At 32.3% G+C, this 23,167-nt stretch carries 23 protein-coding genes; 3 read left to right on the top strand and 20 right to left on the bottom strand.

Annotation, left to right across the window (positions count from 1 at the left end):
* Positions 1–342: 342 nt before the first annotated feature.
* The 5 genes from sufB to sufC all read right to left on the bottom strand — a co-directional run bounded on the left by sufB (position 343) and on the right by sufC (position 5,939).
* Positions 343–1,740, bottom strand: coding sequence for a Fe-S cluster assembly protein SufB (gene sufB, locus BJS11_RS10840; protein ID WP_069996211.1), 1,398 nt, complete (start codon positions 1,738–1,740; stop codon positions 343–345).
* Between the two features lie 187 nt (positions 1,741–1,927).
* On the bottom strand, positions 1,928–2,377 hold the full coding sequence (gene sufU, locus BJS11_RS10835; protein WP_069996210.1) for a Fe-S cluster assembly sulfur transfer protein SufU: 450 nt from the start codon (positions 2,375–2,377) through the stop codon (positions 1,928–1,930).
* Complete coding sequence (locus BJS11_RS10830) at positions 2,367–3,614, bottom strand: cysteine desulfurase (protein WP_069996209.1); 1,248 nt, start codon at positions 3,612–3,614, stop codon at positions 2,367–2,369. Before BJS11_RS10830 ends, sufU begins: the two co-directional genes overlap by 11 nt.
* 154 nt (positions 3,615–3,768) lie before the next feature.
* Positions 3,769–5,076 carry a Fe-S cluster assembly protein SufD gene (sufD, locus tag BJS11_RS10825; protein WP_069996208.1) on the bottom strand — a complete coding sequence of 436 codons (1,308 nt, stop codon included), beginning with the start codon at positions 5,074–5,076 and terminating at the stop codon, positions 3,769–3,771.
* Positions 5,077–5,177: 101 nt separating this feature from the next.
* Entirely contained in the window at positions 5,178–5,939 is a 762-nt protein-coding gene (gene sufC, locus BJS11_RS10820; protein ID WP_069996207.1) for a Fe-S cluster assembly ATPase SufC, read from the bottom strand.
* Positions 5,940–6,363: 424 nt separating this feature from the next.
* Here sufC and popT point away from each other — a divergent pair, with 424 nt between their 5' ends.
* Together popT and BJS11_RS10810 are read left to right on the top strand one after the other, a co-directional pair.
* Positions 6,364–7,221, top strand: coding sequence for a polyprenyl-phosphate transporter PopT (gene popT / locus BJS11_RS10815; protein ID WP_069996206.1), 858 nt, complete (start codon positions 6,364–6,366; stop codon positions 7,219–7,221).
* Positions 7,222–7,362: 141 nt separating this feature from the next.
* Positions 7,363–8,391: a hemolysin family protein gene (locus BJS11_RS10810; protein WP_069996205.1), complete on the top strand. Its 1,029-nt coding sequence runs from the start codon at positions 7,363–7,365 to the stop codon at positions 8,389–8,391.
* A 450-nt stretch (positions 8,392–8,841) separates the two neighbouring features.
* Here BJS11_RS10810 and BJS11_RS10805 read toward each other — a convergent pair whose 3' ends face one another.
* The 7 genes from BJS11_RS10805 to BJS11_RS10780 all read right to left on the bottom strand — a co-directional run bounded on the left by BJS11_RS10805 (position 8,842) and on the right by BJS11_RS10780 (position 13,104).
* Complete coding sequence (locus BJS11_RS10805; RefSeq protein ID WP_069996204.1) at positions 8,842–10,074, bottom strand: Fic family protein; 1,233 nt, start codon at positions 10,072–10,074, stop codon at positions 8,842–8,844.
* Between the two features lie 183 nt (positions 10,075–10,257).
* Complete coding sequence (locus BJS11_RS14015; protein ID WP_258953795.1) at positions 10,258–10,380, bottom strand: hypothetical protein; 123 nt, start codon at positions 10,378–10,380, stop codon at positions 10,258–10,260.
* Positions 10,381–11,037: 657 nt separating this feature from the next.
* Complete coding sequence (locus tag BJS11_RS10800) at positions 11,038–11,193, bottom strand: hypothetical protein (protein ID WP_374699938.1); 156 nt, start codon at positions 11,191–11,193, stop codon at positions 11,038–11,040.
* Between the two features lie 568 nt (positions 11,194–11,761).
* On the bottom strand, positions 11,762–11,959 hold the full coding sequence (locus BJS11_RS10795; RefSeq protein ID WP_069996203.1) for a hypothetical protein: 198 nt from the start codon (positions 11,957–11,959) through the stop codon (positions 11,762–11,764).
* A 111-nt stretch (positions 11,960–12,070) separates the two neighbouring features.
* Positions 12,071–12,373, bottom strand: coding sequence for a hypothetical protein (locus tag BJS11_RS10790; RefSeq protein WP_069996202.1), 303 nt, complete (start codon positions 12,371–12,373; stop codon positions 12,071–12,073).
* A 28-nt stretch (positions 12,374–12,401) separates the two neighbouring features.
* A complete protein-coding gene (elxI1, locus tag BJS11_RS10785; RefSeq protein WP_069996201.1) occupies positions 12,402–12,623 on the bottom strand; it encodes an epilancin biosynthesis-related protein ElxI1 in 222 nt (73 codons plus the stop codon).
* Between the two features lie 196 nt (positions 12,624–12,819).
* Positions 12,820–13,104 (bottom strand): hypothetical protein, encoded by a 285-nt coding sequence (locus tag BJS11_RS10780; protein ID WP_069996200.1) that lies wholly within the window; start codon positions 13,102–13,104, stop codon positions 12,820–12,822.
* Between the two features lie 1,048 nt (positions 13,105–14,152).
* Here BJS11_RS10780 and BJS11_RS10775 point away from each other — a divergent pair.
* A complete protein-coding gene (locus tag BJS11_RS10775; RefSeq protein ID WP_069996199.1) occupies positions 14,153–14,749 on the top strand; it encodes a hypothetical protein in 597 nt (198 codons plus the stop codon).
* Between the two features lie 57 nt (positions 14,750–14,806).
* Here BJS11_RS10775 and BJS11_RS10770 read toward each other — a convergent pair whose 3' ends face one another.
* The 8 genes from BJS11_RS10770 to BJS11_RS10735 form a co-directional block, all read right to left on the bottom strand.
* On the bottom strand, positions 14,807–15,373 hold the full coding sequence (locus BJS11_RS10770) for a terminase small subunit (protein WP_069996198.1): 567 nt from the start codon (positions 15,371–15,373) through the stop codon (positions 14,807–14,809).
* Positions 15,374–15,384: 11 nt separating this feature from the next.
* Positions 15,385–17,187: a glucosaminidase domain-containing protein gene (locus BJS11_RS10765; RefSeq protein WP_258953794.1), complete on the bottom strand. Its 1,803-nt coding sequence runs from the start codon at positions 17,185–17,187 to the stop codon at positions 15,385–15,387.
* A 412-nt stretch (positions 17,188–17,599) separates the two neighbouring features.
* Positions 17,600–18,268 (bottom strand): hypothetical protein, encoded by a 669-nt coding sequence (locus BJS11_RS10760; RefSeq protein WP_069996196.1) that lies wholly within the window; start codon positions 18,266–18,268, stop codon positions 17,600–17,602.
* A 23-nt stretch (positions 18,269–18,291) separates the two neighbouring features.
* Positions 18,292–18,930 (bottom strand): hypothetical protein, encoded by a 639-nt coding sequence (locus BJS11_RS10755; protein WP_069996195.1) that lies wholly within the window; start codon positions 18,928–18,930, stop codon positions 18,292–18,294.
* Between the two features lie 2 nt (positions 18,931–18,932).
* A complete protein-coding gene (locus BJS11_RS10750) occupies positions 18,933–19,490 on the bottom strand; it encodes an encapsidation protein CP3 (RefSeq protein ID WP_069996194.1) in 558 nt (185 codons plus the stop codon).
* 3 nt (positions 19,491–19,493) lie between these two features.
* Entirely contained in the window at positions 19,494–19,835 is a 342-nt protein-coding gene (locus tag BJS11_RS10745; RefSeq protein WP_069996193.1) for a pathogenicity island protein, read from the bottom strand.
* A gap of 731 nt (positions 19,836–20,566) precedes the next feature.
* The gene (locus tag BJS11_RS10740) at positions 20,567–21,085 is read right to left on the bottom strand and encodes a hypothetical protein (protein WP_069996192.1); all 519 of its coding nucleotides are present in this window, start codon (positions 21,083–21,085) and stop codon (positions 20,567–20,569) included.
* 360 nt (positions 21,086–21,445) lie between these two features.
* Positions 21,446–23,140: a DUF927 domain-containing protein gene (locus tag BJS11_RS10735; RefSeq protein ID WP_374699939.1), complete on the bottom strand. Its 1,695-nt coding sequence runs from the start codon at positions 23,138–23,140 to the stop codon at positions 21,446–21,448.
* Between the last annotated feature and the right edge of the window lie 27 nt (positions 23,141–23,167).

Genomic DNA, 23,167 nt, shown 5'->3' with positions numbered 1-23,167 from the left:
AAAAATAAATATTATCTACTTTCAAACCAAGGTAATTTGTTTTATTATAAGTATACGGCACAGATATCTCTCCTTAATTATGGTTTCGTCGCTTATAATTATAGAGATATTTGTGCTTTTTTTGTATTCAAACATAAAAAAACGATTGATGATTTTACTCACCAACCGTTAAAAGTGTACAGCCTTTATTATTTACCATTAAACTCCCCCAATAAATATTATTTTTCAAAATAAAAAACACGAAATGATATGTAATTTTAACAACATTTAAAGATAAATGCTATCAATTTAGTATCACTTCGTGCTTTTAATATTATCAAATGGTGATTTCAATGGTTAAATTTAGCCGATTGAACCTTCCATTTCGAATTTGATTAAACGGTTCATCTCAACTGCATATTCCATTGGAAGTTCCTTCGTAAATGGCTCGATGAAGCCCATAACAATCATTTCTGTCGCTTCTTCTTCAGAAATACCACGACTCATCAAGTAGAATAATTGTTCTTCAGACACTTTAGAAACTTTCGCTTCATGTTCTAAAGAAATATTATCATTGAATACTTCGTTATACGGAATTGTATCTGATGTTGATTCGTTATCTAAAATCAACGTATCACATTCGATGTTTGAACGTGCACCTTTCGCTTTGCGGCCAAAGTGAACGATACCACGATAAATTACTTTACCGCCATCTTTTGAGATAGATTTAGAAACTATTGTTGATGATGTGTTAGGTGCCTTGTGAATCATTTTAGCGCCGGCATCTTGAACTTGTCCTTTACCTGCAAATGCGATAGAAAGCGTGCTACCTTTAGCACCTTCACCCATTAGTACACAGTTAGGATATTTCATCGTTAATTTAGAGCCAAGGTTACCATCGACCCATTCCATGTTACCATTTTCATAAACTAAAGTACGTTTCGTTACTAAGTTATAAACATTGTTTGCCCAGTTTTGAATTGTTGTGTAACGTACATGCGCGTCTTTATGCACAATGATTTCAACAACTGCTGAGTGTAGTGAGCTTGTTGTGTAAACTGGTGCTGTACAACCCTCAACATAGTTTACTGAAGCACCTTCATCTGCAATGATTAGTGTACGTTCAAATTGTCCCATGTTTTCTGAGTTAATGCGGAAATATGCTTGTAATGGTGTATCTAACTTGATGTTCTTAGGCACATAGATGAAAGAACCACCTGACCATACAGCTGAATTTAATGCTGAGAATTTATTATCTGCAGCTGGTACAACTGTTGAGAAATACTGTTTGAATAGTTCTTCGTTTTCTCTTAATGCACTATCCGTATCTTTGAAAATGATACCTTTTTCTTCAAGTTCTTTTTCCATATTATGGTAAACAACTTCAGATTCATATTGTGCTGATACACCAGCAAGGTATTTTTGTTCTGCTTCTGGAATACCTAATTTATCAAATGTACGTTTGATTTCTTCAGGCACTTCATCCCATGAGCGTTCTGTATTTTCTGATGGTTTAACATAGTACGTAATATCATCAAAGTTTAATTCTGATAAATCGCCACCCCATTGCGGCATAGGCATTTTATAGAATTGTTTCAATGATTTCAATCTATAGTTAAGCATCCATTCTGGTTCTTCTTTCATATTCGAAATTTCACGGACGATATTTTCCGTCAAACCACGTTCTGATCTAAAAATGGAAACATCTTCATCGTGGAAACCATATTGATAATTCCCAACATCAGGTGCTTTTTTAGCCATTTCAATCACTCCTTTTATATATTAAAAACGACTTACGTGCGAAATTATTTATGTGCGATTTGCATTATCAACGTTACTATTTAAAGACTCAACGCTGTTCATTATATACAACGTTATATATCTTGATGTGCCTACTAGTTTGAATGGAAATTTACACATTGTCAATGGCATCGACTTCGACTAACACTTAGTCTTCATCAGTACCTTCTTTTTCAACTGTACCCTTTTCTAAGGCTTTCCATGCTAACGTCGCACATTTAATTCTTGCAGGGAATTGTGCAACACCTTGCAATGCTTCAATATCACCCATGTCTTCCGTGATTTCATAATCTTCACCAAGCATCATTTTTGAAAATTCTTGACTCATTTTCATAGCTTCTGCTAATGAATGACCTTTGACAGCTTCTGTCATCATGGAAGCACTAGACATAGAAATTGAGCAACCTTCTCCATCAAATTTAGCATCTTTGATAAATCCATCCTCTATATCAAACGTTAAGTGAATACGATCCCCACACGTTGGATTGTTCATATCAACTGTCATAGAACCATTATCTAAAGTACCTTTATTACGAGGACTTTTGTAATGATCCATGATTACTGAACGATACAACTGATTTAAGTTATTAAAATTCATATGAGAAAAACTCCTTCGTTTGTTTCAGTGCCTCAATGAATTGGTCGATATCTTCTTGCGTATTATAAATATAGAAACTTGCACGCGCTGTTGAAGATTGGTTTAACCATTTCATAAGAGGTTGCGCACAATGGTGCCCTGCTCTGACTGCAACACCTTCTGTATCTACCGCAGTTGCAACATCATGTGCATGTACGTCAATCATATTGAATGTGATAACACCAGCACGTTTATCTTTAGCTGGACCATAGATTTCGATACCCTCAATTTCTGACATTTTGTCATATGCATATTGCGTTAATGTTGTTTCATGTTCATGAATGGCTTCGAAGCCAATATTTTGCAGATATCTGATTGCTTCTGCTAAGCCAATCGCTTGCGCAATCAAAGGTGTGCCTGCTTCAAATTTAGTTGGTAAATCTGCCCATGAAGCATCGTATTTGCTTACAAAATCAATCATGTCGCCACCGAATTCAGTAGGCTCCATCTTTTTAAGCAATGCGCGTTTACCAAATAGCACACCAATACCAGTTGGTCCTAGCATTTTATGACCACTAAAGCTATAAAAATCAACGTCTAAATCTTGCATGTCTAATGCCATATGTGGTGCAGCTTGTGCGCCATCAACACTGATGATTGCGCCATGCTCATGTGCTATTTCAGCGATTGTTTTCACATCATTAATCGTACCTAGAACATTAGATACATGTGCAATCGCAACAATTTTTGTCTTATCGTTAATTGTTGCTTTGATATCTTCTATTGCTAATTCTCCGTCATCAGTCATAGGAATAAATTTCAACGACGCATTTTTACGTTTGGCTAATTGTTGCCAAGGCACGATATTCGCATGATGTTCCATTTCGGTTACGACAATTTCATCACCTTCAGAAACATTTGCATCTCCATAACTATGCGCAACAATATTGATAGAAGCAGTTGTACCTCTCGTAAAAATCACTTCTTCAAAATATTTTGCATTGATGAAACGTCTAACAGTCTCACGTGCATTTTCATAGCCATCTGTTGCCAGTGAGCCGAGTGTATGCACGCCACGATGCACATTTGAATTATAACGTTTGTAATAATCTGCCATAACATCAATCACTTGTACTGGTGTTTGACTCGTTGCAGTTGAGTCTAAATACGCTAATCGTTTACCATTCACTTGCTGATCGAGAATCGGAAAATCTTTTATAATTTCAGTAACATTAAATGTATGCGTCAAATTATTCACAGGCCTTTCTTAATTAAAAATTAATTATCAGACCTTAGTAAAGGCGTCATCTTATGCTTGAGATTCATGCGATTAAAAAGGGTATATCTCCCTATGCTAAGCACGTCATACTCGAAGAAGCGCCTTTTATTTACTATTGTCTTTAACTTAATCTTTATTTATTTACTTTATGCTCGATGACTTCACGTAATTGACGTTTCACATCTTCAATTGGTAACTCACGTACCACTGGATCTAAGAAACCATGAATGACTAAACGTTCTGCTTCTTGACGTGAAATACCACGACTCATAAGGTAGTAAAGTTGTTCTGGATCCACACGACCAACTGACGCCGCATGTCCTGCTTCAACATCGTCTTCATCGATTAATAGAATTGGGTTGGCATCTCCACGTGCATTTTCAGATAACATTAAGACACGTGATTCTTGGTTAGCATTTGATTTCGTGCCACCATGCTTGATGTAGCCAATACCATTAAATACAGATGATGCATTTTCTAACATTACACCATGTTTTAAGATATAACCCATTGTTTCTTTACCATATTGCACAATCTTAGATGTTAGGTTGATTTTCTGATCACCTGTACCTACGACTACAGATTTTAATTCACTTTCTGAACGATCACCAATAAGATTTGTCGTATTATCGATGATTTGGCTACCTTCGTTCATTAGGCCTAATGCCCAATTAATTGTTGCATCTGTTGCAGCCGTACCACGACGAATAATGTGACCAGTAAATCCTTTATTTAAATAATCTACTGAACCGTAAGTGATTTTTGAATTCGCACCTGCAATTACTTCTGAGATGATATTCAACTGATTACCTTCACCGTTAGCATTTGATAAATAGTTCTCTACGTACGTTACTTCCGCACTTTCTTCTGTAGCAATAATCACATGATTATAAAAACTTGCTTGGTCATCATCATGTAATACAACATATTGAATTGGATGCTCTACAACTACATTTTTAGGCACGTAAACGAACATTCCGCCATTTAATAATGCCGTGTGTAACGCTGTTAATCTATGTTCATCAACCGTTACAGCTTCATTCATGAAATATTGTTGTACTAAATCTGGATGGTTTACCAATGCTTCTGCTAAGCCTTCTACGATAACACCATCATTGATTGCTGAATCAGATACTTTAGTGAATGCAAGTGTATTATTATGTTGGATGACTAAGTTCTCAGAATTATCTACATCGATAATTTCTTTAACCGCTTCTGGTAGTTCTTCTAGTGAACTATATACGTTACCTGTCGTTTCATGTTGTTTAAATGAGTCGAAATCCCATCTATTAATTTTTGTTTTGTCTGGTTTTGGCATTTCTAAAGTTTCAGTTAATTTCAACGCTTCTTTACGTAATTCTGTTAGCCAAGTCGGTTCATTATGGGCTTTTGAATATTCAACAAGTTGCGCTTCAGAAATGTTCAAAGTTTCAGTCGTCATACTTTTTTCCTCCCATTTGATGATTGTATGATTTAATTCATCGGTATAAATCAAGACCTTAAATCTTCATCTAAATTCATTTATTTAATATGAGTTGAGACTTATTCTGCAGCACCGAACTCTTCTTTAACCCATTCGTAACCTTCTTCTTCAAGGCGTTTAGCTAATTCTGGACCGCCTGAAGTAACTACTTTACCGCCGAACATAACATGCACATGATCTGGTGTGATGTAGTTTAATAAACGTTGATAATGCGTAATAATTAATGAACCAAATTCATCGCCACGCATTTGGTTAATACCTTTAGAAACAACTTTTAAGGCATCGATATCTAGACCAGAGTCAATTTCATCTAGGATGGCAAATTTTGGCTCTAGCATCATTAATTGAAGAATTTCATTACGTTTTTTCTCACCGCCAGAGAAACCTTCATTTAAGTAACGTTGTGCCATATCTTGATCTATATCTAAATAATCCATTTCTTTATCAAGTTTTTTGATAAACTGCATTAAATTAATTTCTTCGCCTTCTTCACGTTTCGCATTGATTGCTGAACGCATGAAATCTGCATTTGTTACACCAGTGATTTCTGATGGATATTGCATCGCTAAGAATAGACCTGCTTTCGCACGTTCATCAACTTCTAATTCTAGAATGTTAACGCCGTCTAATAACACTTCTCCCTTTGTCACTTCATAGCTTGGGTGTCCCATAATCGCTGATGATAATGTTGATTTACCAGTACCATTTGGTCCCATGATTGCGTGTATTTCACCAGTATTAATTGTTAAGTTAACACCTTTTAGAATTTCTTTATCTTCTATAGACACATGTAGGTCTTTAATTTCTAATGTTGATGGCATACATATTCCCTCCGTATTATATGATATGTTTTTCCTATCTAGTTTATAATAATTTTAATCTACAGTCAAAAGACTGAACCCTTGTTACATCATCTAATTATAACGTAGTTATATATGAATATAAACCTTTTCTAGTGCTAAATTAAAATCGTTATCATATCACAATGATTTTCGATAATAATAGTAAGATTTCTATAACTGATAAAAATATCCCTGTTGTTCTCAATACTCATTTCTGTATAAACTTTGAATTATTTCCCTAATATTTTTATTTTCCAGATTTAATATGCATTTACTGCTCTCTTATTGAGTCATCGATCTTACAACACCTCATACTTAGGGTTGATATCCATATTTTTGTTACTGTAAAATGCAAATCTATGCTAATATCGTTAATACATTTCATTAAAGAAAGGAAACTGATATGTCAAACATTAGATGGTCAAATCTTTGGAAAGGATTTGCAATGGGTACTACAGATTTAGTACCTGGTGTCAGCGGTGGAACAATCGCCCTACTCTTAGGTATATATGATGATTTCATTCGTTCTGTAAGTGGCCTTTTTTCAAAACGATTTTGGGAAAGTTTAAAATTTTTAATGCCGATTGGATTGGGTATGGGAATCGCAATCGGCTTATTAAGTAAAGTCATTAACTACTTGCTCAGTGCGCACACTGTGCCAACCATGTTCTTCTTTGTAGGATTAATTGGTGGTATCATCCCCTATTTATTAAAAACATCGCGTTATCGTACAACATTTGGCGCAGCACATTATGGTTTAGTCATTTTAGGCATTGCTATTATAGTAATTATCACATTATTGAATAGTGGCGATAAACATGCTGGCGAGTCACTATCACTTTCAACCGGTCATATTATCAAATACTTTATTGCTGGTGTTTGTGCCTCTAGTGCTATGCTCTTACCAGGCATTTCTGGTTCATTCATGCTACTTGTATTTGGTGTTTATGGCACAGTTATGTATGCTATTTCTGAATTTATTTCATTCAATTTTGCTGCAATACCCGTTTTAATCACAGTCGGTTTAGGGGTCGTTTGCGGATTCTTATTCTCAAGCAAACTCATCCAATACTTATTAACACATTACACTTACCTTATGTACGCAGTCATCATTGGTTTCGTCGTCGGTTCACTGTATGCAGTCTTTCCTGGCTTGCCAAATTCATGGGGTATTTGGATTATTTCAATAATTACACTCGTATTAGGTTTCATAATTAGTTATAAGTTGGGCCACATTACTTCCGATGAAACAGCAGATTAATTTAAGACGTAAAACTAAATCATTTATTTAAAAACTTAAAATTGTAATTCGTTACACTAGCGCACTTATTCAAATTTTTATATAATAGTATATCAATCAGTATTGATTGACTAAAAATATATCGGAGGAATTAATTAATATTTGGGAACCTTTATTAGTTTAATTACATTTATCTTTTTACTCGCATTAACCGCATTCTTCGTGGCCACTGAATTCGCCATCGTTAAAGTGCGAACATCACGAATCAACTCACTTGCAACTGGCTCTAATAAACAAGCCATTGCCGCTAAAAAAGTCGTTTCTCACCTAGATGAATACTTGGCAGCATGTCAATTGGGTATTACCATTACTGCACTTGGTATTGGTATGGTTGGTGAATCAACGTTCGAGTTCTTATTACATCCATTATTCAGCAGTTTCGGCTTATCTGAAACAATGATTCACGTCTTTACTTTAATCAGTGCATTCGTTATTGCAACTTATCTACACGTTGTCATTGGAGAAATGGCACCTAAAACAATTGCAATTCAAAAAGCAGAACAAATAACACTGATGATTGCTAAACCTATTATCATGTTTTACAAATTATTTTATCCATTTATATTTATTCTTAACGGTTCAGCAAGATTCATTTTAAAATTATTTGGTATGCAACCCGCAAAAGAAAGCGAACTTTATCATTCTGAAGAAGAATTGAAAATGTTAATTAAAGAAAGTCATGAAGGCGGAGAAATCTCAGAAAACGAATTAACACATATCAATCGTGCATTCGCTTTTGATGAGATGAGAGTCAAAGACGGTTATTTGCCATTAAATAAAGTTTCAGTCGTCGACATCAATAGTAGCGTTGCAGAAACGAAAGCATTTGTGAATCAATCACATTTCACAAGATACCCCGTCATCAATGAAGATTCAACACACGTAATCGGTTATGTGCACGCGAAAGATTTATTAAATGATGATATTGACGCAATAGATGCCATAACACACGATATTCTTAAAGTAAGTCTAAATACAAAATACCACCAAGTCTTAGAGCAAATGAAGCAACAACACATTCATATTGCACTCGTAGAAGACACAGAACATACACCTATCGGCATCATTACTATGGAAAATATCTTAGAAAATATTGTCGGTGATATCAAAGACGAACACGATCAACACTAATATTTATAAAAATAAGCGCAAGCACGTTGTGTCTCTATCAGACATTTCGTACTTGCGCTTTAAATATGTAAAACTCGGCTTTGTCACGATTAAATATACTTCAATTTTCTCAAAACATATCTATTCATCACACAGCCAAGCCCGCCATTGTATGTATTACATTAGCGAAAAGCAACACAAACAATGCCTATAAGGATATCAGGCATTTGGTGATGCATCACACAAAAACCTAATATTAACGTAAGTTCTCCCACGATAATAATAATTAATAATTTGTATATGACTCAGTCTGCTTGCTTAAACTCATTAATGGTTCAATGCAAGCATCACCAATTCAATATAATATATTAATTAAAATCCTCTTTGATAATATACCCACACTTTATAATTCTCAAGCAAATGTAATTTTTATCAGATTGATTGATAGAAAATGCGAGACATATTATGGCTTTAACTCAGTTCTTGAGACAGTAATACATCGATATATTCATTTTTGATTTCATAAACCACTGGATTACTATTCAACTTTATCAATTTGTCTCGATGTAATGCCACCACTTCATTTATTTTATTTCTTGAAAATCCGACAACATTTTTAAGCTCTTTCAACGTTATGCGTGAATATCTACTTCCAAACACTTTATCTTGTAATAGCACAAATAACACACTGTATTCATATTTATTAAAATCATATAATTCTAACGCTTGTTTAAGCCTTGTTATCATTTTGATATTTTTTTCTAATGCGACGATAACACTCTCTTGTCCTTCTAGAACTATATCTAGCATTGTTTCGATAAAATGTGTTAACTCACCTTTATTATAGGCATTAGAGGCATTTTCGAAAGCCTTGTAATACTTATGCTTTTTTTGATTTACAATATAGGAAAAAGTCAACGCCGTGTATGAGTCAAGTTCATTATTTAATAATTTAGCAAGTATAAATCGACCCACTCTCCCGTTACCATCATAAAATGGATGAATATACTCGAATATAAAATGACTTGCCATCACTTTGTATAATTCTGGGGCTGGATCATATTTAATAAACTCTAATAATAAAATCAAATATTCAACAATTTCACGTTCATTAAATTCATTTCTATGAATCCACTTTGCTTTTGATTGATCATAAATACCGATTGCCTTATTTCTGAACATATCACCATCAGGCAAATCCTGTACTTTCACTTCATTTGAAACCAATGTATCGAAAATTCGGCGAATGTCTCCAATTGTATTTATCTCAATTTCTTTATTTTTTAACATTAGATACAAGTTTACAAGACCATCAAATCGTTTATTTGTATTTTTCGTATTATTTAATGCTGCTGCGATTTCTTTTTTTGTACTTTTAATATTTTCTGCTTCATTTGTACTCTGCAATTCGTTAATTAATAGATATTTGATATAAGCTTTATTGGCAATTTCTGGTTGGCTCGATGATAACTGCTGAATCTTCGCACTATTTTTCAAAACCCGTTCAAGTTTGATTACTAATTCTTTCGTAATTTGGAAAAATAATGGATACCGCGTTTCTCGTTGTTGAACTTCACCTTGAATAGGATATATTTCAATGTCTGTAAGAAAAGCACTATGACTATGCTTCCTAAGTTCATATTCTGCTTCCATCGTTGTTATACCATGCATATGAAAAAGCGTTTTTAGTGATTTATATTCCATAAATATCAACCTTATTGATTATATATTGAAATATGATGTTTAACTTATTATATACTGACTTCCATTGATAATAAAAGCGTATTTTAATGAATACGATACTATAAAAAATAACCCCATATCGAAATGATATGGAGCGTAGTATTATATAAACCTTATGCTTTTTGAAACTTAGTCACAAATAAGTTAATTATCCTTCTTAAAATTTTCATTAAATGCATTTTTAATATCTTCTATCAATGAACCACTACCTGTAAAATTAGAAATTGTGCTCATTACAAAGCTTATAATTTTCCCAATAATATCCATATCGCATTCTCCTTTACTATATAAATACCATGTTTTTCAATATATAATCATGCCACATAGTTTAATTAGCAATACCTAAAACTGTCACTCCACTTACAACAATGGTAATATGTAACCATACTAATTATAAGAGGTACGGACATCCAAATATCACTTTACATAGTATCAATTATGCTCAGTATAGTGCTGCTAAAGGTAAAGATGATATGGAAGTAACTTGGAAAGCGTTACTAAAAGAAACGATGATTAGTAATACCTTTGAACCTTTTTTTTAAAATGATCCAATCACTTTAATTAAGCCTGATAAGAATGAAATAGAACTTATAAACAACATTATTAGCGATGAACTTATTAAAGATAATGTTACAAATGAATCAACAGAATTTTTCAAAACACTCATTAAGAAATATCAAGAAACCGAAAATATAGACAGTGTTATTTTACGATGCACGGAATTGCCTATCATTATCGACGAAAACACAACTGACTTACCATTAGTGGATACTACTCAAACATTGGCTGATTACGCATTAGACAATGCATTAAAATAAGATTCAAGTTGAATATTTGAAGCCCAAACAAAAAAACAATCCTCTAACCATTATGGCTAGAGGGTTACTTCATTTAGGTGGGCTTTTGCGTATTCGTATAGTTTTTCTATTGTAACGAATTTTGCTTTTTAATATCTGATTTCCCAGTCATTAGATCAGTTACAGTTTGACGTGGTAATCCAGAGTTTTTTGAAATGCTATAAGCAGTTTCTAATTCAAACACCTTATTTGTTTTCTGATTGATTTCCTTTATCGCGTCCATTATCTGCACCTCGTTTGTTTTTATATAGTTTGGTTATTAACAATGTAGTGATTAATGCGACAATGCTTTTTGAGATATCATTTCCAAGTAACACGTTTACCCATGCAAGCACGATTAATATGATATAAATTGTTTTCATAATATTTAAGTGTTAGAATATACTTATAAATAGGCAAGCCTCGTAGGGCTTAACCTTATTACTTTTTCTTATCGTCTTTTAGTAGTTATGTGACAATGGCCGTTGTCGATGCTACATAAAAGGCGATTTCTGCTATCTGCTTGATGTTATCTAACACTTTTTTCACTCCCTCCTAGCTAGTATACCTTATTACAGCATGTTATACCGTACGAAACAAGCCTTTTTGATACATTTATTTTGGCTTTTTGCATATTTTCTAGAGATTTTATTAATGATTTTCTCTAGAAAGTCTCCAGGAATCTCTAACAAAGTTTTTACCACTCGCAAATTACTAGAAATCTACTAGAAAGCATAAAAAATAACCACCCAGTGACATGTGTGGGTGGTTAAATATGTATCAATGTATGAAAAAAATGTTTCAAAGTTCTTTTAAATTTTGGACTTGTTTTCATTAATTTTAATTGCTTTTACAACTAAATAAACAGCATTTAATCCCATCACAATAACATATGGAATTAATATATATATATTTCCCCAACTATTAATAAAAAATAACCCAATTAAAAAGAAAACGTTTAAAATAGTCGCTATAAAATACCCTTTATCAAACTCTGGATTAATGTTCAAAAAACCACTCCTTTTTAAAAACTTATACTTCATTAGAAGGCATATTCATAAATGTCTAAAAGCGTACAACTCATTATTAAGCTAAATAGTAAACTCATATAACGCTATTCATTATTTGTTATTAAAATGCTCTATTTTCTGTTTATATTGTATTAAAGTATCATACTTCTCCTTTGATTCCATTTCAGACAATAATACATTTAGTGACTCATCATATATTCTCTTAGCTTCAGCTTTGTTCTCTTTGCTTATTGCTCTATTTATATCTCCTATTTCTTCAAATAAATTAGTACTTTTTTGTAAATATATTAATTTTTCTTTATTAGCATCACGATCAATCAATCCATCTCTAATACCATATTTAATAGCATAATAAAGTAAGATTGAAGAAACAATTATGTATACAAAAACCATCTTAAAACACCTCTTAAAATTAGAAATTTTATTCACTTTCTCTTTGTTTGTCTTTAATCATTTCAGAAGGTATTGCAAATACAAATAATAATATAAATAGGATGATAGATAAGTGAGGAATATCCTCTAAAAAGTACCATCTTAAATTCCAATCAAACATCATATTCGCAAAATTAACTGCATACTTGCTAAATAATAAAACAACGCATATAGCTGCTAATACATCTAAGATTTTAGTTATTATTTTCATAGGTACCCCCTTAAATTCATAAAAACCACCATATTATTATTCAAAATATAAATTCACACTATCATAAATCATGAAAAAATTATATTGCCTACTTGTTAGTTATAAATACTTAAGTGTCTGTATCGTGTAACAGCTACATATAAAAACACCCACCAACACTTCTGATGATGGGCGAGGATAATTTGTATATTTAACACTATAATACTTCAAATAATATAATCCATATAACTATTATTAATGCAAGAACTAGCGCTTTCAAAAATTTTTTCTTAATAATCATTGGAACTATTTGTATTATAACAGCCATATAAATAAGAAGTTTACCTATCACACCTACTAAAGGCATTTCACTAGGCATCACATCTATTGATAAAGATATAATCATCATAACTATAAACATGAAAATAGATATGCTAAAAAGAGCAATAGAAATCATATCAAATCTTTTCTGAATAGTTCCAAGCTTTTTACTTTCTTCCATAATGCACACACCTTTAAAATTATATAGCAATAAAGTAATTATTGATAATTATTTTAGCATTGCAGCTCGTACATTCCAACATTTCTTTCATTCCTAATCCTCAAACGGAACATCATCAGCAATTACTAGTCTGTCTCTGTGATTATCAGTAGCTTGTTCTATTTCATTATCTAATTCTTCATCATTGCCGCACTTTTATTGCATATAATGTTATATTTGCCTGTGTCTGGATTCTTAATATATATACCACGTTTTGTGACGCCTTCGTTTAATTCAGTTTCTCCCCCTACACTACGTCAGTATACAATAGTTTCAGTATCTCATTCGCAGATAGGACGTTGTCATCAATAATCTTCGTTTTACCAGAGGTGAGGGATGTATTTATCTCTATTCTCATACTTCAGTAATCTACTACAATTTTATTTAAGTTAGGTTTCTATCATTCATAAAAACAACCCTCTAACCATTATGGCTAGAGGGTTCGTTCATTTATCCACTATTATTTTGCTGGAATAATTAAGTAGTTTATCAAGGAAGTTCATGAACAATCAAAATGTTGTTATATAGGCATTTATAAGCATTTTAAGATAATATATTGTTCATACCTTTGCCCTTATTATCAAAATTGTGCCCTTTTTTTGCCCTGAAATATAATATTTCAATAATAATCATTTACAAAGCTCAAAATTGAGTCTTGTGAATTTGTTTTTACAACTTCTACATTTAGCTTTGTAGTAAAATACAGTATATTCTTAACATCAATTTTTAAATTACTTAATCTACTTCAAACACTTGATACACCTTACTTCCGACACTTTTAAAAACTACTGAATTGTTGCATAAATTGATGTTTAAAATATTACAAATCATTTGTCAATAGCTTTAAACACATAGTTATGCGAGAATAAAACTCGATGCATCACAGGATGTTTCTTAGTATTACACAATGTTATACAACATTTCTTTTTATACAATAATTTAATTTCATATTTTTTTTATTTATATGTTATAGTAACTCATAATTATATTATTAAGGAGGGGTTGAAACATGCAACAAATTATTAAGACAGAAAAGGAAAAAATGCGTAAATACGATATTATATGTACCATTTTACTAATAGTAACAATAGTTTCTTTTGCCATAACTACTTATTTCTACTGTTCAGATATAGATTTTACAGATAATAAGGGGTTTATATATAAAGAAGAGAAAAATTCAAATAATTTGATAAGCAATATTATTAGTATAATTTTAAATGGTGGAGTTTTACAAATACACAAAATATACAACATTTCACTTGATTTTACTCTTTCTAACTTTTCAAAATTACATAAAAAAAAGGAAAAAATATTCGAAGTTATGGTTTCGATGATACTATATTCATCTATATTGTTACTTTTAATATTAAAAGTAATTAACACAAATTGGTTAGTAATAACTTGTTTAATTATTATCATAATTATATTTTTTTCGCTTGTTATAAAAATCCAGTATTCTTTGGCTAATTGTTTATATAAGCTTTATAAAAGTAAGAATGGTAAATCAGATTTTAATTCTTTCTATTTTACATTTTTAAATATTTCTCTTTTGTTTTTAATATTTATTATCGTATTGTGCGATTTCATTAAATTTATTTCTAGCTAATAATTCCTAACAAACACTTGAAAAATAAGCCTAATTAATTATATAGTTTGGCTTATTTTACTCCTCAAATCTCCCTATATCATCAATAATCCTCAAACTATTTGGATACTTTTCATCAATTTCCTTAAACGCTTCTTGTTGTTCTTCATAGCTACTACCTGTAACATCAATGAATAGTGGCACTGGTGCATTTATATCAACTTTATCTGTAAATATCTTGTGATACTTACCTAATAAATCTCTAGCTTTCAAATGATCACTTGCTTTTATTGGTACTTCTACCATCTCTACACGTTCACTATACACTAAAATCTTACGTCCTGTATCTGGATTCTCAACAAAATCACCTTGCTTAACAATTACTTCTTTAGTTTCTGTTTCATCACCAGTAGCTGCATTAGTAAGTATGTGCAATAACTCTTTAGCAGTTAATACACTTTCATCCATATACTCTTCTTTTTGCTCTTTAATGTATTTAGATACCTTTTCATTCTTTAATAGCCTACTGCCCTGTACATGAGCGCTCTGAGGACTGTAGCCAGCCTTTATAGCCGATTGTGTGACATTTAACGTCTTAATGTATTCATGTACAAATTTCTCTTGTCTTGGATTTAATTCACTCATTTAATCACTTCCTATTTATATTTATCTCTAATGTAATACATACCTTTTAAACCAACCTTTTTGTATATGTTATAAATACTCGTAGCTTGGTGACTAGCCCAACGTATATCTGTTGCATATTGCATAGTAGCTGGGTTTCTTGGATTCCAACGCATACGATACAAAGTATTTTTACCTTTGTTAAAGAAATCATTCCTAACGAATTTGGCGCCACCTTCAATCGCTTTCGCCGGAGTTGTCCACCCTTGTCTACGTGCAAAATTAATAGAATAGTTTGGATTATAGTCATATGCTGCAATACCAAAGAAGTTGTATATGCCATATCGACCACTAGCAAAATTACTAGTACCATTTCCACTTTCTAAAAATGCGTGTGAGATCAAGTATATCTCGTTTACATTGTGCTTCTTACAAGCACTAGCGAAGGCTTTACCTTGATTGTGTAATTTGCCTTTACCTTTAAGAATGGCGTTCAATTTAGCAACAGGAACACCCTGATACTTACCTAAATCAAGCATCTGATACTTCTGTACACCACTTTTCCATATAGCTGATGGGCTCATAGCTTTACTTGTTTCAGAACGACTAGCACTATACCAACCCCACCCTTTATTAACTTGTGGTGGTGGATTAGTACCCATCTGCCTATTTAAAGCATTCGCAAATGTATATTTAGATGTTTCGACACTAATCTTAGGTTTGTTACTCGTTGATGTTACTTTATCCGATTGTTTAGTTCCAGGTTTAGAAACAGTTACACTACTTTGATTCGCATTTGGATTTTTAACTTTAATTGTTGTTTTCAAGGTAGTAGTTGTAGCAGTTTCTGTCATAAGTTTTTTTATATTCTTATAATTTTCAAGTAACTTTAATTTTACCTCGTCGTATTTTGCATCTTCCGGAAAACCTTCAACAATCATGTCAAAACCAGTTAAATCTTTCATGCTACGCCATATTGTAGGCGATAGCTTCAACGCATCTTTACTCAATTTAACATTTTGCCATTCTAGTAGTTTTAATCCATACAGAATAGCAGTTAGTTGGTTGAGTAAATACTCGCGTTTATTGGCTGTTTCTGCACCACATACCTCTAATACTAAATAATCTTCATAACCTGGATACATACTGTTTGTATGTCTACAGTGCCACGCCATTTCTCTATCAACGTATGCGTGAGGAAACTCCTCCGGTTTCATATATTTATTACGTTGTTTATATATACCAGTAACTCCTCTAAAGAAGTTACTTTCACGTACATATATACCTTTTGGTGGCTTGATACGGTCTTGACTGTTTTCGTCATACATATAATGTACAATTTCTTGATAATCTTGGTCATTTTCACTAAAAGTCGTGTATTTAACTTTAGTTATCTCTTTGTTTATATATTTAGGCTTTTTAACTTGTGGTGTTTCATCCGGTTTAGGGTCTGGTTTGCTTACATCGGAATTATCTGATGTTACTTTTTCTGGGTAGTATGCCGGTCTTATAAAACATGTTACCCCTACATAACTATGTTTTTCTAAACTTCCAGGACTACCACTCCAATTATTTGAATTTTTCCAGTTTTGATCTACCGAATAGAAATAACTTTTAGTTGAAGGTCCCACCACAACTGCCGTATGTCCTGCCCAACCAATTGTTCCAGGACTCGGATGCCATACTGCAATATCTCCTGGCTTAGGTACAGTATCCTTTTTATTAGATATCTTCAAAAATCCTTTAGGATATTTATTATTGGCCATATCAACGGCGTTACCCCATGTTCTAAATCCCCAATACTTCTGGAATAAAAAATTAGGTAAATCCCACAATTTTGTTACGATAACGAGCGCTAACCGTTACCTTCTTCATATTTCTATGAATGTTCAGACTATATCATCAACCTAATAGGTTGCTCCCTGTTTCCACTCGCTTGAGCGTACGCTTTTCAGCTAGTCGTTGCACGTTCCTATGATTAGGCTTCGCTCATGATTGCCTACAACATTACTTGTTTAGGTTTCCCATGAATTAAAGGAGTTTGCTATAACGATCGCTCGTTAAAGGTGCTAGATTTAACACTGTGCTCCGTACCTTCCATCTATATTTATTCTCTTGCCTATTTGCCCCCTAGCCCACGCTTCTACTTCACTAGCTCTAGGCTTTCTACTACTTGCCGACGGTAATCCCATATATTCACTCCTTGTATATAAAATGAGCCTACCCAATTAAGGATAGGCAGTTAATTTAAATAAATACTTCCCATGATTCTTTAGTTTTAAATTCTGATTTAGGGTCGCTATGATGGTCTTTAGTAGCCCATTGATGCATGTCACTTTGAATGTTTGATGACGTACCATCTTCAAAATGTAATACACCATTCAATAGATCATTTTCTATATTCTCGATATATCTTTCAGCTTCCACTAATTCTAAGTATCGCTTATCTCTCATATATGGATTTAAAGCAAATGGTTTTAGTTCATCAATTTTCATTTCTAATAGCACATCATTGAAGTTCAAATGATTGTATTGCTCTTGTACTGAACTTAACACTTGAGGCGTCACATTTTGTTCATGCAGTTCTTTAGTGTAACTAATAAGTTCTTTCTTGTTCATGAGTTTAATTTTTGCTTGTTCTGTTTCATTTCTGTATCGTTCTGCATTTATATCAGTATTGTTTGCAGAGTATTTCTCTTTTACTTTTTCTTTATCAACTTCCAAATCATCTTGAATATTAGTGACAAATATTCTAATGTCTTGTTTCAACTCATCAATTTTAGGTTGAACTTTCTCTAATACATAACTAGATTCAATTCGATTTAACCGACTATCTTTAATAGCCTTTATCATTTGTTTATATTTACTTAAAATTTCTTGGTATTCTTTACTATTCATCAAATATTTGTTGTTCATTTATTTACTCCCTATTCAGAATATTATTTAAAAATCTCATTATATTGATCTGCAATATTCATAATTTTGATGTTACCCTCTTCATCTCTATCAACTGGTTGTCCTTTTACTTGCATACCAAATTGATATAACACTGCTAAATCATGTTCTAACTGTTGATATTCCTCATTGTTTCTAAATGGGTATAGGACTTTTTCCTTAACAACATGAAAATCTCTAACACGTTGTTGTTGATTTTCAGTCAATCTTTTTTCAATAGCTTTCGCATATACACTGATTTCATATACACCTACATCGTCAGGGTCAATATTTTGAATAAGATGAACTAACTCATTGTTATCAATCAATGAAACTTTAGCCTCTAAATCTTGTCGTTTGAGTAGCTCTGCTTGAGGGTCATCAAATGTAACCACTTTGTTATCTTGTTCTAACTTCTGTAGCTTTGTTTCATGTTCATCAATCATTTTTTGTCCGAGCTCTTTAAACTTCATTTGCATTCCGAACACTTTATCATTCATTTTCTCTCTTACAATATCTTGGCGATAGCCTTGTTTAAGTAATAACCTTGTCTCAGAGAAATGCTTATTTAATTCATCTAATAAATCCTTATATCGTTTGTCATTAAAGAATACATCCCATGCACTTGTTGTTTGTGTTGTCATAATCAATTACCTCTTTCTTTTTCTCTTTGTTTTCTTAATAATGTAGCTTTCATTTCTATATGCTTTGTGCGTTCAGATTCACTAATTTTGTTTCTCTGGTTACGTTCACTTTGAGATGCTTTGAATAATTCTCGCTTTAATGTGTCTATAATATCTGGTTTGTATGTACCTTTTGACCTCATGTAACGTTTAATATCATTCTGCTCATTAATGGTGTATCGTTTAGTCACTGTATAGAATAGCGTTAAAGCCTTTCTACTTTTACGTATAAAAGCATTCAACTTTTGTTTTTGTTCAATTATCTCTATAGCTAGCGTCTCCAATGGGAAACTCTCATAATATATTTGTTGTAAGAACTCATCACTCGCTAAACGAGGATAGGTGCGTTCGTACATCAATTCAATATCAGCTTCAACTGCATCTATCTTATCTGAAATATATCGTGAATTATATCTAGTTAACAATTCATAATCGCTAACTTCTTCTCTCATCTCATATGCCACTGGAGGCTCATTTGTGCCTTTTTCGAGCACTGGTAGATTATCAATAGTAATAGCCATCTACTACACCTCTAGTTTCTTAATAGCTTCATAACGTCTCACATTACCATCTATAAGTCTTTTTATACTGTGCATGGCTTGTTGTTGTTCATCTTTGTTACTAATCATGTAATAGCCACGTTGCCCCTTCTTATAACTACAACCAATAGGGTATTCATGTCGTTCAATTAAGTTACTGATCACTAATCTAATCCATCGTTCATTGGTAGAGTTATATTCATAACCCAATTGATTTAGTATCTTAATTTTAGTAATATATTTATCTGAAGCATTTCTTATCACGTTGAGTACCTGCAAGTGGTCATCGGGTAAGGTTTGCTTCTTTTTTTCTGCAACTTTTGTCATTGTTTTTCACCTCAATTCATTTTACTTTATACAGTAATTATACCATTTTCGTGCATTTTTAACAAACTAACGTTCGCTATTTTGTGTTTTTTAACAAGAGCTTAACATTCTATAAAACCCTTTAATAACAGCATTTAATACCTGAAATCATACATTGTCATAGATAACCATAAAAGAACTAATGTTCGTTTTTGGTGCATATTATCAAATCCAAAAAATTCCACTTACCTTGACATAACCTTATCATTTTTATAAAGCGAAAAATTCTCCATACCTTCCCTAAACCTTTCCTATTTATGGCATCAATAATTCTCTATACCTTTGTATTTTAGACGCCTTAAAAATCAGCCACCTCGCCCTTATCTCGCCCTTTTGGAATCTACATACCTTTGGGTTTTTCAATATATATATGGGGGATCAATTTGTTCCGTCATTTTATGACGTCGTGTTTCACGTCCCCCTTATGAAACTTCTGTATATTAGCTTTTATTAGCAATAGGAATCGTAAAATGCCCCCTTATACACTTAGAATTTTAGTATTTTTTAGTAAATGCTAGGTTATGCTAGGGGATTAATTTAATCTCGTGCATGTTAAATGTAGTAAATTGTAGTAATTTATTATTAGTAATAGATAACTGCTATCAAAAAGGGAGCACCTATGTAGGTACCCCCTCACAAGAAAACATTACGAAAACTTACAGAATATAGTCCAATACCGGTTTTTGATATGTCTATCTTTCAACATATCTAATCATCAAATTTTCTTTATTTTGCCCTACTTTACCTTTACTTTCAAAGCCATATCTCACAAAGTACTGTGTATTTTTATCTGTTTCAGTCCATAAGCATAAATCAAGCTTTATTTCTTCTGACACTGCGATTATTGTATTCAGTAGTAGCTTCCCATAACCTTTTTTAATAGAGTTCAAATTATCAATTTCTATCATCCAACCATCATTGAAATGTTTCTTATGCAGTACGTTGGGCTTTCTAATATTAAACTTAATCATTCCTTTAAAATCATGTGTGATTAAAAATATATCTCCATCAAAGTTATAGAGTAAAAACTTATCAGTCAGCTTCAATATTAATTGTATAAATGACCTTTGAGGATCATGCGGATAGAATAATAGACTAGCAACTAAACCTTGCTTCATTTCTTCTTGATTATTTTTAACTTTTGCTTTGAAAGTTATATTTTTACTTAATAATTCAAATTGTTTCTTTCCAATATCTGTAATTGTCGGCATTGCATATCCTCCTTGTAATTGTGTTACTTTGATTACTTGCTTTTCAGAAACCATAACTTATATTAGCTAAGTCCCACTCAGTTCCCATAAAGTTCCACAATCAAATTCTAAATCGGGAACCCAATGAACATTACTCTCACAAGAGATTAGCAGCAAAAGTTCCCGAAGTTCCCACTAATTAATAAAACCAAGAAATGTATATTTATATATAGTGACAATAAATAATATTATTCTAAAACTTATATCTCTATATTTCGGGAACTTCGGGAACTAATCACTGTAACCGTTGATATAATAAACTTTGCTTGGTTCCCAGTTAGTTTATTGATATGGGAACTAATTGGGAACTTTGGGAACTATTTAAAAATCAGAGTAAGGATTATTTGAATTGCTAAAGTCAAATCCTAATTTTTCAATTATTTCCTTTTTAATTACATATCCTCTTGGTTTTTTATTATTATGACTAATACGTTTTGTTCGTCTATCATCTTTATCGTTTATTAGATAATCTCTTTCAAGCCACTCACCAGTTATAGTATGCGTTTCATGCCCTAGAAAATCTTTGACCGTTTCACCTAATATACATAAATAGTCACGCTTATATATGGCTTTAACATCACCGTTTTTAACATCATGGTACCCTTCACCTTCAATGTGATTTCTATTTGCATCTAAATATTGGAGTAACTCTTCTAACAACTGCTTCGGTTTATCAATATTTCCATTATTTTTAATCATGCTTTTATATGCTTCATTAACTATTGCGTAATGATCATGTTCAAATCCCTCAATATCATTAAGGATCTCCCCAGTAACTTGCATCAACGCGAATGAACGTCCTAATCTAGCCATGACTTCATTATCTTCGGCCTTCTTAATGAAATATTGTTGTGCCCCTTTAAATGAACTATGATACTCATCTTTATTGGCCTGAAATTGTTTAATGAATGCTTTTCCTAATAAGCCATGAGATTCTTCTATAGATTCAGCTAAACTAGCAAAATCAAAATCTTTCGGGTATGGGTCATCTTGCAAAGTAATTACACGACCAGAAACGCCACCTTTTTCACCAGCCAGATCTGGCATTGATACTTCACCCGTTGATAATAAAATATTCTTCCATGTCTTCACTTCATCTAATGTACGGTTTGTATTACTTCTTGATTTAGTCTTTCCACCAGAGAAGTTGTAAACCATATCTGAAACAAATCTAGAGTATGCGTTGCGCGTGTCATCTTTAAGCAACGGGAATGAGTTAAAAAATACTGCTTGTGCTTCAATACTATTTTTAGTGGAATTCCATTCTGTAATTAATCCGTCATTACCCCAAACACTTGCTGCAATTTTTAATGTGAATGTCTTACCTGTTGAAGTACGTCCAGATATTTCAACTATGAAAGGATTAATTTTAAATTCATGCAATAATACTGACCCTAATGATGCGTATACCATCATCATAACCATCGGAAGCGATTTAATTTTATTAAATACCTTTTTCGAATAGTTACTTAATGTACCTTTTGTTTCAAACGCTTTAATCAACGATTTATATCCACTGTCATTATTAAATAATTTAATGTTACTTATCTCTAATTCTTCTTTGTATGGATAAATAAAGTAATTTTTTATATGTCCTAATCTATTAGCTACTGATATATTAATAGGTGGTTTCTCACGCATAGATGCATTGATAAAATCTACTAACCTTGATGAAGTTGTAGATGTCACATCTAGTTTGTTTTTGGCTAACTTAATTAGATTTCTTGCATCAGTAATTTGTTCTGCATCAACATTTAAATTCACTTCATGATTGTTATCTTGAAATTTAAGATTATAACTAACTACATTACTTTCAATATCTTCATAACGTTCATTTACGTTTGGTATTGTACTTGTAACAAATACTTTCTTATCTGGCTTGTTATCACTTTCACTAGAAATAATTTTGTACAAGTGAGATATTCCGTTGCGTTGCTCGATTTTATAATTTCTAGGAATTAAATCAGTTTCTTTTTCTGTAACATCTGCTTGTCTTTCATCAATCCAATCAAGCATATTTTCATCACTCATTGAATACCTCCA

Origin of the sequence: Staphylococcus caeli, from assembly GCF_900097965.1 — a bacterium.
Taxonomy (GTDB): Bacteria; Bacillota; Bacilli; order Staphylococcales; family Staphylococcaceae; genus Staphylococcus; species Staphylococcus caeli.
Note: the sequence above shows the minus strand (reverse complement) of the source record. Positions and strands in the feature narration are given on the sequence as shown.